The sequence below is a fragment of the Campylobacter concisus genome (assembly GCF_902460665.1).
Lineage (GTDB): Bacteria > Campylobacterota > Campylobacteria > Campylobacterales > Campylobacteraceae > Campylobacter_A > Campylobacter_A concisus_AL.
The window spans coordinates 36823-50907 of record NZ_CABPUR010000003.1 but is presented as its reverse complement, the minus strand read 5'-3'; the positions used below and the strand labels follow the sequence as shown (position 1 = coordinate 50907).

The window sequence follows — 14085 nt, the reverse complement described above, 5'->3', positions numbered from 1 at the left end:
TCTCCTTTTTACAGTATCACTTCAACCTTTGAAGAGTCTTCCTCTAAAGCCTTTATCTTCGCCTCTCTGTCAGCTTTTAGAGCACTTGCTAACCCCTCATCTTCAAGTGCTAAAATTTGCACTGCCAAATAGGCCGCATTTATGGCACCGGCCTTGCCGATGGCCAAGGTAGCCACTGGCATGCCACTTGGCATTTGCACTGTTGAGTAAAGTGCGTCAACGCCGCTTAGGGCCGAGCCTGCCATTGGTATGCCGATCACTGGTTTTGTAGTATTCGCAGCGATCGCTCCAGCTAGGTGAGCCGCCATACCAGCAGCTGCAATGAAGACTTTTGCGCCTTTTTTTTCTGCATTTGCGACGTACTCGCTAGTTCTTTTTGGACTTCTGTGAGCTGAGCTGATTATTAGTTCATATTTTACGCCAAATTTTTCAAGAGTTTTTGCCGCCTCACTAACTATCTCATAGTCGCTCTTACTTCCCATTATAATAGAAACAAATTTCATATCTTCTCCCTTAAAAAACTAAATTTTGGTAGCTTGACACCAAGACTTATCTCATTTTCATTGCCGCTATGAATTTCACTCATAATCTTGCCTTTTTTGGTGATGAGCTGCTTAAATTTGATAAATTTCTTGCCCTCTTGTGAATAAACCTTTGAGATTTCATTTTCACTATCTTCTATAACAGATCCAGTAGGAGCCACGATCTCGTAGCCCTTATCTGGAAAAATTTTATATTTACACTTAAAAAACTCGCCATCTTCACTTATTGCATTTACCTGATGCGTGCCCTCTTCTAGGCTACTAACGTGATTTTGTGTATCTATTCTCTCATAAGGCCTATGCACCAAATATCCATCCGTAAAGCCGCGATTTTTCAGCGTATTTATCTCATTTTCATAAATTTGTGCGTTAAATTTATCGTTTAACGCATCATCTATCGCCATTTTATAGGCTCTAGCCGTGCAAGCTGCGTAGTATTCGCTTTTTGTGCGACCTTCTATTTTTAGGCTATCTATTACGCCGCTATCAACGATCTCTTTAATGTGAGAGATGAGGCAAAGATCTTTTGAGTTCATAATATGAGTGCCATTTTCATCCTCTTCTAAGCGGAAAAGCACGCCACTCTCTTCGTTTTTAGCGTAAAGTTCATACTTAAATCTGCAGTCGTTGGCACAACTGCCGCGGTTTGACATACGTCCGCTTTGCACTGAGCTTACTAAGCACCTACCAGAATAAGCAAAGCACATCGAGCCATGTACAAAAATTTCAATATCAAGAGTTGGAATTTCTTCTTTTATCTTTATAACATCTTTCAAGTTCATCTCGCGTGCTACGACGATACGTTTTGCGCCCATATCGTGATAAATTTTTGCATCAAGCACATTCATAACGTTTGCCTGAGTTGAGAGATGTATCTCGATATCAGGAGCAATGGCTTTTGCTAAACTCATAACGCCTGGAGTTGCGATGATAAAGGCATCTGGCTTCATCGCTGAGATAGTCTGCAAGTGCCTTTTTAATGGCTCGATCTGAGAGTTAAAAGGAAAGGCATTTATGGTCGCATAAAATTTCTTTCCTTTTGCATGTGTGTAGTCTATCGCCTCTTTGAATGTTTCAAGGTTAAATTCGCGCGCCGAACGAGTGCGAAGCGAAAAGCTCGCCACTGAGCCATAAACAGCATCAGCTCCATACTCAAGGGCGATTTTAAGTTTTGTTAAATTTCCAGCTGGAGATAAAAGCTCAGGCCTTTTTAGCACTATTTTTTACCTAAACTTTCTATCAAGGCTTCGATATCGTCGTTGCTGACAAGATTTTCAGTCGTTGTATCACCAGCGATGTGAACAGCAGAGCTAACACGCTTATCATCGTCGATTTTACCTTCAAATAAGGTATTCATATATTTACTTAGCGCTCTCATAACGTTGATAACACGCTCGATCTTTTGTCTATGAATGTCTTGATACTGCATCATATCCATAGCCATCATGATCTCATCTTGTCCCATTTGTAAATTTCCGATGATATTATCGATCGTACCAAGAAGTGAGTTGTTTTTCTCTAAAGCTTCACTAAAAGCAGCAATATTTGGAAATTTCTCACTTAGCGTCGTAAATAGCTCAATATTTGAGTTTATTGTGTCTTTTAGGCTATTTGAGTCACTCTCAGCGTCCATAAAAAAGTTATTTATCGTCTCGAGCTTGTCAAACATCTGAGTAGCTTTTTCTTCGCTATCTCTTGTTACGTCATCAAGTTGATGAACCATTTTGTGGTCTTCCGTTGGTGGTGGTGGTGGCCAAACGCCATCTGCACTTACTCTGTAGTTTTCTGCATTCTTTGAATTACTTTCTGATTTTGACTGTGATTCATCTTTAGTATCGATTGCTTCTGCAACTTCTGTTACCTCGTCCGTATCCTCTTTGACGTCCGCAACCTCTTGGCCAGCATCTTCTTTAGCATTATCTAACTCATCATCTAGCCCACCTGCCATAAGTGCGTCAAGTTCCTCTTGGGTCATAAAAGCTCCTAATAAAATTTGGCTTGATTATATAGGATTTAAATAAAAAGTAAGTTTAAAGGCAATGCTTTTATCTTTAAATTTATAAATTTTTAGATAGCATTTTTAAAAATAAACGACCTTAAAAGGCTAAAAATGACCGTCGATCTTCACAACCACACGCCACTTTGCAAACACGCAGTTGGCGAGCCAAGAGAGTATGTACAAAACGCAATAAAAGCTGGCACAAAATACTTTGGCTTTAGCGATCACGCGCCGATGAACTACGATGAAGCTTACAGAATGAGCTTTGATGAAATGCAAGGATATGAAGATGAAATTTTACGTTTAAGAGATGAATTTAGCAGTGAGATAGAAATTTTACTTGGCTATGAGATGGATTTTTTAGATGGATTTATGGATGAGCGAGTTTTTGCTAGAAAAGTTGATTATCTAATAGGCTCTGTGCATTTTTTTAATGGCTGGGCATTTGACAATCTAGAATTTATCGGTGGCTACGAGGGCAAAGACTTGGATCAAATTTGGCAAGAGTATTTTGATCATGTAGAAAGATCAGCCAAGCTTGGCAAATTTGACATTATGGGGCATATCGATCTTTTAAAGCTTTTTAAATTTTTACCAAAAAAGGATGTTAGAATTTTGGCTAAAAATGCAGTAAATGCGATAAAAGAAGCGGATTTAGTTATTGAGATAAATGCTGCTGGCTTTAGAAAGCCTATCGGCGAGCAATATCCAAGCGTAAATTTACTTGAACTAATAGCCGAAAAAGATATAACCATCACCTTTGGCTCAGACGCTCACGCAAAAGAAGATATCGGTAAAAATGGTGAAATTTGCGAACAAATAGCTAGAGATTTAGGTTATTCAAAATGTGCTATTTTTAAAAACAGAGATAGAGAATTAGTAAAATTTTAGATTGGGTTCAAATAAAATATAAATTTAATCTTAAATATTAGGTTTTATGATAGAATACGAAAAATTTAAAAATTAGAAGGAGAAAAAAGTGGGAAAATTCGTCCAAAATATAGATCATTTTTTTGATTTTTGCAAAGAAAATGAAGTCAAATTTGTAGATTTTAGATTTACTGATTTAGGTGGTGCTTGGCATAGCATTAGCTACAACATAAAAGCTGTTACAAAAGAAAATTTCACAAATGGCATCCCAATGGACGCTAGCTCTATGCATGGCTGGCAACCAATCGATAAGAGCGATATGATAATGAAGCCAGAAGCTACAACTGCATTTTTAGATCCATTTACTTCCGATATTACAGTTGTTGTTTTTTGCGATATTTACGACATTTACAAAGGTCAAATTTATGAAAAATGCCCTCGCTCAATAGCTAAAAGAGCAATGCAGTACGTAAAAGATAGCGGTCTTGGTGACGAGGCGTATTTTGGCCCTGAGAATGAATTTTTTGTCTTTGATAACGTCAAAATCATCGATAGCCCAAACTGCGCGATGTATCAAGTAGATAGCGAAGAAGGCGAGTGGAACGATGCTACTGACTTCAAAGATAGCTACAACACAGGTCATCGCCCACGCAGAAAAGGCGGCTACTTGATGACTCAGCCAATCGACAGCATGGTAGATCTAAGAGCCGAGATGATGCAAGTTTTAGAGCAAGTTGGCCTTGAAGTCTTTTTGGGTCATCACGAAGTCGCTCAAGGACAAGGTGAGATCGGCGTAAAATTTGGTAACTTAGTAGAAGCCGCCGATAATGTTCAAATCTACAAATACGTCGTTCGCATGGTCGCTCACCTAAACGGCAAAACAGTTACATTCATGCCAAAACCACTCTACGGCGACAACGGAAGCGGCATGCACGTGCATCAATCAGTCTGGAAAGATGGTAAAAATTTATTCTATAAAGAGGGCAACTACGCAAATTTAAGTGATTTTGCAAGATACTACATCGGTGGCGTTTTAAAACACGCAAGAAGCGTTGCAGCCTTTACTAACCCAAGTACAAATAGCTACAAACGCCTAATCCCTGGCTTTGAAGCACCATCTATCCTAACATACTCTAGCCAAAACCGCTCAGCGAGCATCCGCATACCTTACGGCGCTGGCGAGAAGTCAGTTAGGGCTGAGATGAGATTTCCAGATAGCACAGCAAACCCTTATCTAGCCTTTTCAGCGATGCTAATGGCAGGACTTGACGGCGTTAAGCACAAATATGAGCCAGTTGGTCCGATGGATGAAAATTTATTTAAACTTCATCTTGATGAGATTAGAGAGCGTGGCATAGAACAGCTTCCACACACACTTCGTGGTAGCCTTGAAGCGCTAATTCGAGATAATGAATACTTAAAACCAATAATGACCGATCTTTTCATAGACACCTATCAGCACTTCAAATTTGAAACTCAAGTTTGGCCTTACGAAGCGCGCCCAACAGCTTATGAGTTTAAAACCTGCTTTTCTTGCTAATCTAAAATTTTGCCTTGGCACACACGCCAAGGCTTTTTATACCAAACACAATTCATACAAAAATACAAAATATTTAACATAAAATTTTATGTATTTTTATTATAAATTTTAAATCTAATCGGCTATGGATCATTATAAAAAGGGATAATTTTTTATATTTTTTGCAAATGTACTAGAAATTTTATGCAAATCTATAAAAAATTTATCCGCCCTCATTAAACTAAAATAAAAATTTTAAAGCCAATTAAATATATAAATAATCATAAATTTATGCCTTTTTTTATAAAATCCTTGAACTTTATAAAAAGGATACCGCATTGCAAGCACTAGCTTTAAAATATCGCCCTAAAAATTTTGATGAACTTATCGGTCAAGAAGCAGTTAGTAAAAGTCTTATACACGCACTTGACGAGGGTCGTATAAGCCACGCATATCTATTTTCAGGACTTAGAGGCAGTGGTAAAACTTCAAGTGCTAGGATATTTTCAAAAGCTTTAGTGTGCGAAAAAGGACCTACTTCAAAACCATGTGAAGTATGCCCACAATGCATAATGGCAAATGAGTCAAGACATATGGACATCATCGAAATGGACGCAGCTAGCCACAGAAAGATAGATGACATAAGAGAGCTAATAGAACAAACAAAATATGCTCCAGCAATGGCAAGATATAAAATTTTTATAATCGATGAAGTACACATGCTAACCAAAGAGGCATTTAATGCCCTTTTAAAAACGCTTGAAGAGCCGCCAAGCTATGTAAAATTTATCCTTGCGACGACTGATCCATTAAAACTCCCAACAACGGTACTTTCAAGAACGCAGCATTTTAGGTTTAAGCAAATAAGCAGATACAGCATCATTAAACATCTTGAGTTTATTTTGAGCAAAGAAGGCATTAGCTATGAAAAAGAGGCACTTGAAATTTTAGCAAGAAGTGGCGGAGGATCACTAAGAGATACTTTGACGCTTCTTGATCAAGCTATCATTTACGGTGCAAATAATGTAACGGCAAATGGCGTAGCATCGATGCTAGGGCTTCTTGACCCAGAAAAGATCGAAGAGATAATAACTCATGTTTTAAATCACGATAAGAATGCCATTAGAGTGCTTGTAAGCGAGCTTGAAAGCTATGATCCTGAGATGATAATAGATGAAATTTTGGCAAATTTAAAGCAAAAATTTATAGAAAACGACTCAAAAATTTCACTACTTGTTTATGAGAGATTTTTTAGGATTTTGGCACAAGCTAAAGGTATGTTAAACGTAAGTAGCGATAATGGCTTTGTACTAATGCTAATGCTTTTTATGATGATAGAAGCGCTAAATTTACAAGATATCGATGACGCTATAAATGAAGTGATCTCAAAAAATAGTGAAAATTCCACTCAAATCACAGAAGTCATCACTCAAAAAAGCCAAGTAGCTCCTGCTAAAATGCAAGGTCCATATGAACTCTTTTTAACAAAAATTTATGATAGAAATTACGATCTTGGCGAGTTTTTTAAAGAATTTGTAGAATTTAGCTTCTTTAATAACAATGAGCTTGGACTGATAGTAAATGCAAAAGATGAAAATCTTGAATATTTTAAGAAAAATTGGAGAATTTTAAATGAGATATTGCGTACGCTTTTTGGACAAAATGCGAAGATAGTAAATGCAAAGAGTGATGAGCAAAAAGTACAAACTAAGACGCCTAAAGCCTCTTTAGAAAATAATGAAAAAAGCGAACTAGACGAGCTTGATGAGGAAATTTCAAGACTAAATGCAAATAACATTGAAACTAAAAATGAGTCAAAAATCGAGATAAAAAGCGAGCTGCAAAACGAGAAAAATAACTTTTCTTTGATGCTAAATAAAGAGCCAAAAACGCCAGAAGAGCTTCAAAGGCAAAGAGAACAAGGTGTGCTAAAAGAGGCTAATAGACTTTTTGGCGAACCAACGATTGAGAGCTAAATTTTATCTTTATTAGATTTTGCTCTTTTTTTGAGAGCTTCTTTTTTGCGAAGCTCTAGCTCATAAGCTTCATTTAGCGCATCTTCATCGTCTAAATTTGCTCCGTCCAAAAATTTTCGGTAGTCCTCAAACTGCTTATTTTTTATCCCCCAAAGCACGCCAAAAAGCAAAAATGCTCCCATCAAAACCGAGATAAAAACTAGCATCGCAAGTGTCGCGCTATCCATTATTTTTCCTTAAATTTTCTAGCAATATAAAGCGAGTTTAATATAACACTTAGTGAGCTAAGCGACATAAAAAGTGCAGCAAATAGCGGAATGACATAGCCACACACAGCAAATGGCAGAGCAAGAGCATTATAAAGAAGGCAAAAGAGCAAATTTTGCTTTATCGTTTTGTAAGTAAATTTTGAGATTTTTATGGCCTTTGCTAGACTTTTTAAACTATCATCAAGTAGCACTACATCGCTTCTTTCTAAGCTTATCGCCGCCCCACTTCCCATACAAATGGCAACATGAGCAAGGCTAAGTGCTGCTGCGTCGTTTATGCCGTCCCCTACCATTAGCACCTTTTTGTCCTGCTCTTTTAGTTCGCTTATAAATTTAGCTTTCGTTTCAGGCAACATCTCTGCTCTAAACTCACTCACGCCAAGCTCATCTACCACGTTTTTTACCACTTTTTGCACGTCGCCACTTAAGATACACACTTTCATGCCAGCATTCTTTAGCTCGTCTATCAAGGCCTTTGCTTCAGGTTTTATGCTATCTTTTAGGTAAAATTTCGCCACTAGCTCACCATTAAGCCCCACAAAAAAGCTCACATTTTCTTCAGCTTCATCAAAGCTAATACCATTTTCAACTAAAAATCGTTTGCTTCCTGCATAAAATTTTTTACCTGAAATTTCAGCCTCAACACCCTTAGCCACGCTTAAATTTGTATTTTTAAGCTCTATTTTTCTTGCGCCTTTTTGCTTTAGAAATTTAGCCACTGCCACGCTTATTTGATGATTTGATATAAGAGCTAGCGAATAAATTTCATCTAAGCTTATGCTCTCTTTTATAAAAAAATCACTAACTTCAAATTCTGCCTTTGTGAGCGTGCCAGTCTTGTCAAATACTGCTACATCGCACTTTGCAAGGCTTTCAAAAAATTTAGCCTCTTTAAAAAGAATTCTATTTTTAAAAGCCACACCAAGAGCGCAAACGCTGCTAACTGGCGTGGCAAGCGCAAGCGCACAAGGGCAAGCGATCACGATGACGCTAACAGCCGTGACAATAGCTTCTGAAAAGCCAAATTTAAAGTACCAAAACCAAAATGTAAAAAATGCCAAAGTTAGCACGCTAAGAGAAAATTTAGAAGCGATTTTATTGACCACTAGCTCGATATTTGGTTTTTTTAGCTCTGCAGTTTGGAGCAAATTTATGAGCTGATTTAGATAAGAATTTTTAAAAATTTTCTTTGCTTCGTAGATGATTTGTCCATTTTGACAAATGACGCCACTTTTTACCTCTTGTTCCACTCCCAAGGTCACAGACAGGCTCTCTCCCGTTAGGCTTGAGCTATCCATGCTTGCCTCACCGCTAAGCACTACTCCATCAAGTAGCGCCCTATCGCCAGATCTTAGCACGATCTTTTCGCCCAAATTTACATCTCTTGGTTCTTTTAAAATATCCTTACCATCTTCTAAAACACACACCTTTGCAAGCAGCATATCATTTAAGAAATTTGAAGTCTCAAGCGCCTTTTTCTTACCCAAAATTTCTAAAAATTTACCGATAAAAACAAAGGTAATGATCATCGCAACCGAGTCAAAATAGCTCTCGCCACTTCTCGTAAACATCGCATAAATCGAATAAATATAAGTAATGCTAGCTCCCGTGATAACAAGCAGATCCATATTTGGCGAAGCGTTTTTTATGGCTATCTTTGCCCCTTTGAAAAACTCGCTACCAGTATAAAAAAGTACAGGCGTCGCTAATACAAACTGCGCAAAGCTTAAAATATCTTTTATGTCGCCTCTTATGCCACTAAAATACCCACTATACTGAGCAATAGCCAGCCACATAATGTTCATCGTAGCAAAGATACCAACTAGCGCTTTTGTGTAAAAATTTCTTCTTTTCTTGGCTAGTTCGTCCTCTTTTTGACTCGTAGCATAGGGCTTTGGGACATAACCAACGGCATAAATTTTTTCAATTATCTGCTCTACTAAAAGCTCCTGCTCATCAAAAATAATGACCGCTTTTTGATTAAGCGAGTTGATATTTACCTCCAAGACGCCCGGTAAGCTAAAAAGTGCCTTTTCAAGTAGCCAGATGCAAGCTGAGCAAGTGATGCCATCAATTAAAAATGAAATTTGACTAAAGTCGCCCTCTTTTGTCACAAGCTCACTAAAATTTGCCGCTAAATTTTTGATATTTGCACCGTTGCTTGCCGGTGTAAGTGTATTTTTACCAAGACGTTCATAAAACTCACTAAGCCCATTTTCATTTAAAATTTCATAAACACCTTTGCAACCAACACAGCAAAATTTAAGTCCGCTTTCATTTGAGATCATCACGCTTTCATCAAATTTTAATCTACAATGAGCACATCTACTTTGTGGCATTTTTACTTTCTTTTATCTAAAATTTTTACCAATATTGTTGCATCGCATGCCTATTACGCACCATAATTTAAATACATAAATTTGAAGCAGACAAACTGCAAAAATAGGCACAAATTTCTTCTTTTATTATCGTTATAAAATGGCGAGATTATAGCAAATCAACCATTTTTGAGCAAAAATTTTATTTTATGCCATTTCTTGACAACAAAGTTTTATTTTTATAAAATGCCAAAACTTTCAAAAACTTCTTTTTGAAACCTAGAAATTCTGCAAAATTATCCCCGCATTTAAAGAGGAAATATGGAAAATAACCAAACCGAGCAAAGTGTTGCTCAAAACACAAAAACTACAAAAAAACATCAAGCATCAAGAACACACATACCAGTAGACGGACACAAGATCGAAGAGCTAAGAACGCTTAGCCTAGATGAGCTAGTACAGATCGCAAATAGCGTTGGCGTCGAAAATCCACGCGAATTTCGCAGGCAGGATTTGATATTTGAGATACTAAAAACCCAGACAAAACAAGGCGGCTTTATACTATTTACTGGAATTTTAGAGATCACAAACGAGGGCTACGGCTTTTTAAGGGCTGTTGATGCAAATTTAAGCGACAGCTCAAACGACGCTTATGTTTCAAACTCTCAGATCCGCAAATTTGCACTTCGTGTGGGCGACATCATCACCGGCCAAGTAAGAGAGCCAAAAGATCAAGAAAAATACTACGCCCTTTTAAAGATCGAAGCGGTAAATTACATGCCTCTAGCAGACGCAAAAGAGAGGCCACTCTTTGACAACCTAACACCACTTTTCCCAACTGAAAAGCTAAATTTAGAGTATGATCCGATGAAGCTAACGGGCCGTGTGCTTGACCTTTTCACGCCTATTGGCAAGGGTCAGCGTGGCCTCATCGTCGCACCTCCAAGAAGTGGTAAAACTGAGCTTATGAAAGAGCTAGCTCACGGCATCGCTAAAAACCACCCAGAAGCCCAGCTTATGGTGCTTCTAGTCGATGAGAGACCAGAAGAAGTTACCGACATGCAGCGCTGCGTAAAAGGCGAGGTATTTAGCTCGACATTTGACCTACCAGCGCTTAATCACGTCCGCGTAGCAGAGCTCGTCATCGAAAAGGCAAAACGTCTAGTTGAGATGGGCAAAGATGTCATCATCTTGCTTGATAGCATAACCCGTCTAGCACGCGCTTACAACACAGTGACCCCGCCAAGTGGCAAGGTGCTAACAGGCGGCGTGGACGCAAACGCACTTCACAAGCCAAAACGCTTCTTTGGCGCAGCTAGAAACATCGAGCACGGCGGCTCTCTAACCATCATCGCAACAGCACTTATCGACACTGGCTCACGCATGGACGAAGTGATATTTGAAGAGTTTAAAGGCACTGGAAACAGCGAGATCGTGCTTGACCGCAACATCTCAGACCGCAGAATTTACCCAGCTATCAACGTGCTAAAATCAGGCACCAGAAAAGAAGAGCTACTTCAAAAACCTGACGAGCTTCAAAAAATTTGGGCTATTCGCTCTGCGATAGCTACAATGGACGATGTCGAAGCGCTTAAATTCTTATACGCAAAGATGCTAAAAACAAAAGATAACAAAGAGCTTCTATCTATCCTAAACGAGTAAATTTAACTGAGCTTGAAGCGCTTGCTTTGAGCTCTTTTAAAATTTCTATATTTTTCTATTATCAAAAATGAATCTTATCACTCTTAAAATCAAAGTCTAATTCTATTACTGAAAATTTGCTTTTTATGTGGATATTACGATCTATTTTAAACTAAAAAATTTTTGATTTATAAAAATAGCTACTTGCTAAATTTTTCTATGTCTTGATTGATTAAATTTTCATATTCGCAAAGCTCGTTGCAAGTCTTTTTGCTCTGCTCGATAAGCTCGTCAAATTTAAATCCAAGCATCACGATACGATAAAGGTTTGGCTTGTGTTTTCGCCAGTTGTAAAGCGTTGCGACATCAACGTCTAAATGATAAGCCATATCACGTTTTGTCATCTTAGCCACTTTACACTCCTTTTTTTGAGTGATTTTATAAATTTTATTCTGATAAGAAAACAATTGAATTATTTTATGTTTTTTATTAATTTCATTGAATATTTAAACTTTATTTAATATAAGAAAATTTAAAATAGCCACGTAACATTTTTTTAAATAAGGAGTAAAAATGAAAAATGTAGTTTTAAAAGTTGCTTTAGGTTTAAGCCTAGCTAGTGCCGCTGCTTTAGCGCAAGGAGCCTTTGTAGGAGTTGAAGGAGACTGCTCTTTTGGATCAAAGCTTACTGTAAAAGGCGATGATGGCTCAAAGATCAAATTTAAAAAAGCTCAACCAGGTCTTGGTATAAAAGCTGGTTATGACTTTGATGTGGCTAGAGTTTATGGTGCTTACATTTATGATTTTAAAGTTAAGAAAACAGCAAATGACGAAGATAAAAGCGTAGCTGAGTGGAAAACTCATAAATTTATAGTTGGAGCTGACTATACTCCAAGTGTGGCAAAAGATCTTAAACTAGTTCTTGGTGGCTACACTGGTTTTTCAAAGCTTAAACTAAGAGGTGGCGATGCTGAAAATCCGATGGAAAGTGCTAGCACGAACGGCTGGATACTAGGTGTAAGATTTGGTGCTGAGTACTCTATCAATGAAAACAATGCAGTTGAGTTTGGTCTAAAAGCTGATAGAACTGACTACGGCAAGATCAGTAAATTTGACATGGTTGATGCCAAAGAGACAAACGTCGGTCTTTATATGGGATATACATATAAATTTTAATAATTTGCAAGCTCAAATTTCAAAGCAAATTTGAGCTTTACTAGAAACTATAAATTTACCAGCTTTTCTAAATTTTCGCCGTCTAAGCGGTAGGTTCTCCACTCAAGAGATTGATTTTTAGCGCCCATGCTCTCATAAAATTTGATGCTTGGCTCATTCCAGTTTAGGCAGCACCACTCAAGCCTTTTTAAATTTTCATCCTTGCAAATTTGAGCTAGAAATTTAAAAAAAGCCTTACCGATGCCTTGATTTCTAAACTCTTTTTTGACGTAGATGTCCTCAAGATAGATCCCGCCAAGCCCCAAAAATGTAGAAAATGTGTAAAAATAGATAGCATAGCCAATAGCCCTGCCCTCGCTTTCGCAAACAAGGGCTTTTGCGTGATTTTTATTAAAAATGGAGTCTGCAAAAATTTCATTAGTAAAAGTGACTTGGTCACTCAAATTCTCATAGCTAGCAAGCTCTCTTACAAGCTCGCAGATCACGTCTATATCAGCTCTCGTTGCTTTTCTTATTTGAAATTTCATTAGTTATCACCAAAGAGTGCTTTTAGATCTTTAACCATTTCGCCATTTTCGCCGCTGCTGCTAGTTTTTGAGCCAAGCTCATTTAGCTCGATCTCATAGCCAGTTAGCATGCTTGCAAGGCGGATATTTATGCCATTTTTACCGATCGCCTTACTCTTTTGCTCGCTCGCAAGTGTCACGATCGCCTTGTTTTCTTCAATCTTTACTGATGTGATGATAGCAGGTGCCATAGCGCGAGCTACCAAGATCGCTGGCTCAGTGGTGTATTCGATCGCATCGATGCTCTCACCATGAAGCTCTTTGCTTACAGCATTTATCCTAACGCCCTTTGTGCCGACAGTTGCGCCGACTGGATCGATGTTTGGAGTGGTTGAGATGAGTGCTACTTTAGCCCTTTCTCCAGGAATCCTCGCACTTCCTTGGATGATGATGCCGCCATCTTTTATCTCAGGCACCTCTGAAGTTAGCAGCGCTTCAAGAAATTTAGGCGAAGTCCTTGAAAGCTCGACCTTTATGCCTAAATTTTTATCTGTAAAAACTTTTCTAATGACCGCTTTTACCACATCGCCCACTTTAAATTTCTCGCCTTTTATGCGATTTTTTCGTGGTAAGATGGCACGAAGCTCGTCTATCTCGATAAATGTGTTTTCATCGTTATCGACTCTGACAACTGGTCCAAAGACCATGTGACCGCTCATCTCATTATATTTTTGTAAAATTTTCTCTTCTACTAGGCGCTGGATGTGATACTCAAGCTCCTTGTGAAGCGTTTGAGCTGCGGTTCTGCCAAGGTTATCAAGGCTTAGTTCGTAAGTGAGCTCATCGCCGATCTCTACGCCACTGTCTATCTTTTTAGCCTCTTTTAAGCTTAAAAAGTGCTCATTGTCTTCAGCAAGCCTCTCATCGTCGTTTGCTACGATTGAAATTTTTTGATAAAGCTTTAAATTTTTATTAGCATCGATGCTCACGTCATACTCATAATTTTCGCCATAAACCCTTTTTGCAGTGTTTATCAAGGCTCTTATGACGCGCTCTTTTACATCTTCTATCTCTAAATTTTTCTCATTTGCAATTGACTCGATAATATCTGAAATTCTTTCCATTTTTTCTCCATTGTGACGATAAATTTCGGGGATTTTTCGTGAAGTTTTGAAATTATACATAAGCCATACTTTTAACAACTTTAAGCTTGTTATTGACTTTTATTTAATCCTTTTTTTATGATGATTTGGGTATATTGACCGATTA

At 38.0% G+C, this 14085-nt stretch carries 13 protein-coding genes; 5 read left to right on the top strand and 8 right to left on the bottom strand.

All coding sequences use genetic code 11. The features are described from left to right. Positions 1-8 precede the first annotated feature (8 nt). From purE to F3G66_RS07110, 3 genes are read right to left on the bottom strand one after another with little or no spacing between them, the layout of a single operon-like run. The gene (purE, locus tag F3G66_RS07120; RefSeq protein ID WP_021084425.1) at positions 9-503 is read right to left on the bottom strand and encodes a 5-(carboxyamino)imidazole ribonucleotide mutase; all 495 of its coding nucleotides are present in this window, start codon (positions 501-503) and stop codon (positions 9-11) included. Beyond that, entirely contained in the window at positions 500-1759 is a 1260-nt protein-coding gene (locus F3G66_RS07115; RefSeq protein WP_149707628.1) for a peptidase U32 family protein, read from the bottom strand. The genes purE and F3G66_RS07115 overlap by 4 nt, the downstream gene beginning before the upstream one ends. Beyond that, positions 1759-2517: a chemotaxis protein gene (locus tag F3G66_RS07110; protein WP_149707627.1), complete on the bottom strand. Its 759-nt coding sequence runs from the start codon at positions 2515-2517 to the stop codon at positions 1759-1761. The genes F3G66_RS07115 and F3G66_RS07110 overlap by 1 nt, the downstream gene beginning before the upstream one ends. A 135-nt stretch (positions 2518-2652) precedes the next feature. Between F3G66_RS07110 and F3G66_RS07105 the strand changes: the two genes are divergently transcribed. From F3G66_RS07105 to F3G66_RS07095, 3 genes are all read left to right on the top strand, one after another. Further along, on the top strand, positions 2653-3432 hold the full coding sequence (locus tag F3G66_RS07105) for a histidinol-phosphatase (RefSeq protein ID WP_149707626.1): 780 nt from the start codon (positions 2653-2655) through the stop codon (positions 3430-3432). An 88-nt stretch (positions 3433-3520) separates the two neighbouring features. Next, positions 3521-4951, top strand: a complete 1431-nt coding sequence (gene glnA / locus F3G66_RS07100; RefSeq protein ID WP_085657413.1) for a type I glutamate--ammonia ligase — start codon at positions 3521-3523, stop codon at positions 4949-4951. 317 nt (positions 4952-5268) lie between these two features. Then, on the top strand, positions 5269-6906 hold the full coding sequence (locus tag F3G66_RS07095; RefSeq protein WP_149707625.1) for a DNA polymerase III subunit gamma/tau: 1638 nt from the start codon (positions 5269-5271) through the stop codon (positions 6904-6906). On the opposite strand, the gene ccoS is transcribed toward F3G66_RS07095, so the two are convergent. Further along, positions 6903-7133, bottom strand: a complete 231-nt coding sequence (gene ccoS / locus F3G66_RS07090; RefSeq protein WP_087578757.1) for a cbb3-type cytochrome oxidase assembly protein CcoS — start codon at positions 7131-7133, stop codon at positions 6903-6905. The genes F3G66_RS07095 and ccoS overlap by 4 nt on opposite strands. Then, positions 7133-9514 carry a heavy metal translocating P-type ATPase gene (locus F3G66_RS07085; RefSeq protein ID WP_149707624.1) on the bottom strand — a complete coding sequence of 794 codons (2382 nt, stop codon included), beginning with the start codon at positions 9512-9514 and terminating at the stop codon, positions 7133-7135. Before F3G66_RS07085 ends, ccoS begins: the two co-directional genes overlap by 1 nt. A 300-nt stretch (positions 9515-9814) precedes the next feature. Here F3G66_RS07085 and rho point away from each other — a divergent pair, with 300 nt between their 5' ends. Then, on the top strand, positions 9815-11155 hold the full coding sequence (rho, locus tag F3G66_RS07080; RefSeq protein ID WP_107697776.1) for a transcription termination factor Rho: 1341 nt from the start codon (positions 9815-9817) through the stop codon (positions 11153-11155). Between the two features lie 179 nt (positions 11156-11334). Here rho and F3G66_RS07075 read toward each other — a convergent pair whose 3' ends face one another. Further along, complete coding sequence (locus F3G66_RS07075; RefSeq protein WP_002941953.1) at positions 11335-11547, bottom strand: transcriptional regulator; 213 nt, start codon at positions 11545-11547, stop codon at positions 11335-11337. 160 nt (positions 11548-11707) lie between these two features. Between F3G66_RS07075 and F3G66_RS07070 the strand changes: the two genes are divergently transcribed. Further along, positions 11708-12310: an outer membrane beta-barrel protein gene (locus F3G66_RS07070; RefSeq protein WP_149707623.1), complete on the top strand. Its 603-nt coding sequence runs from the start codon at positions 11708-11710 to the stop codon at positions 12308-12310. A 47-nt stretch (positions 12311-12357) separates the two neighbouring features. Here F3G66_RS07070 and F3G66_RS07065 read toward each other — a convergent pair whose 3' ends face one another. Both F3G66_RS07065 and nusA read right to left on the bottom strand, forming a co-directional pair. After that, positions 12358-12837 carry a GNAT family N-acetyltransferase gene (locus F3G66_RS07065; RefSeq protein ID WP_149707622.1) on the bottom strand — a complete coding sequence of 160 codons (480 nt, stop codon included), beginning with the start codon at positions 12835-12837 and terminating at the stop codon, positions 12358-12360. After that, entirely contained in the window at positions 12837-13940 is a 1104-nt protein-coding gene (gene nusA / locus F3G66_RS07060) for a transcription termination factor NusA (RefSeq protein WP_012139939.1), read from the bottom strand. Before nusA ends, F3G66_RS07065 begins: the two co-directional genes overlap by 1 nt. Positions 13941-14085 lie beyond the last annotated feature (145 nt).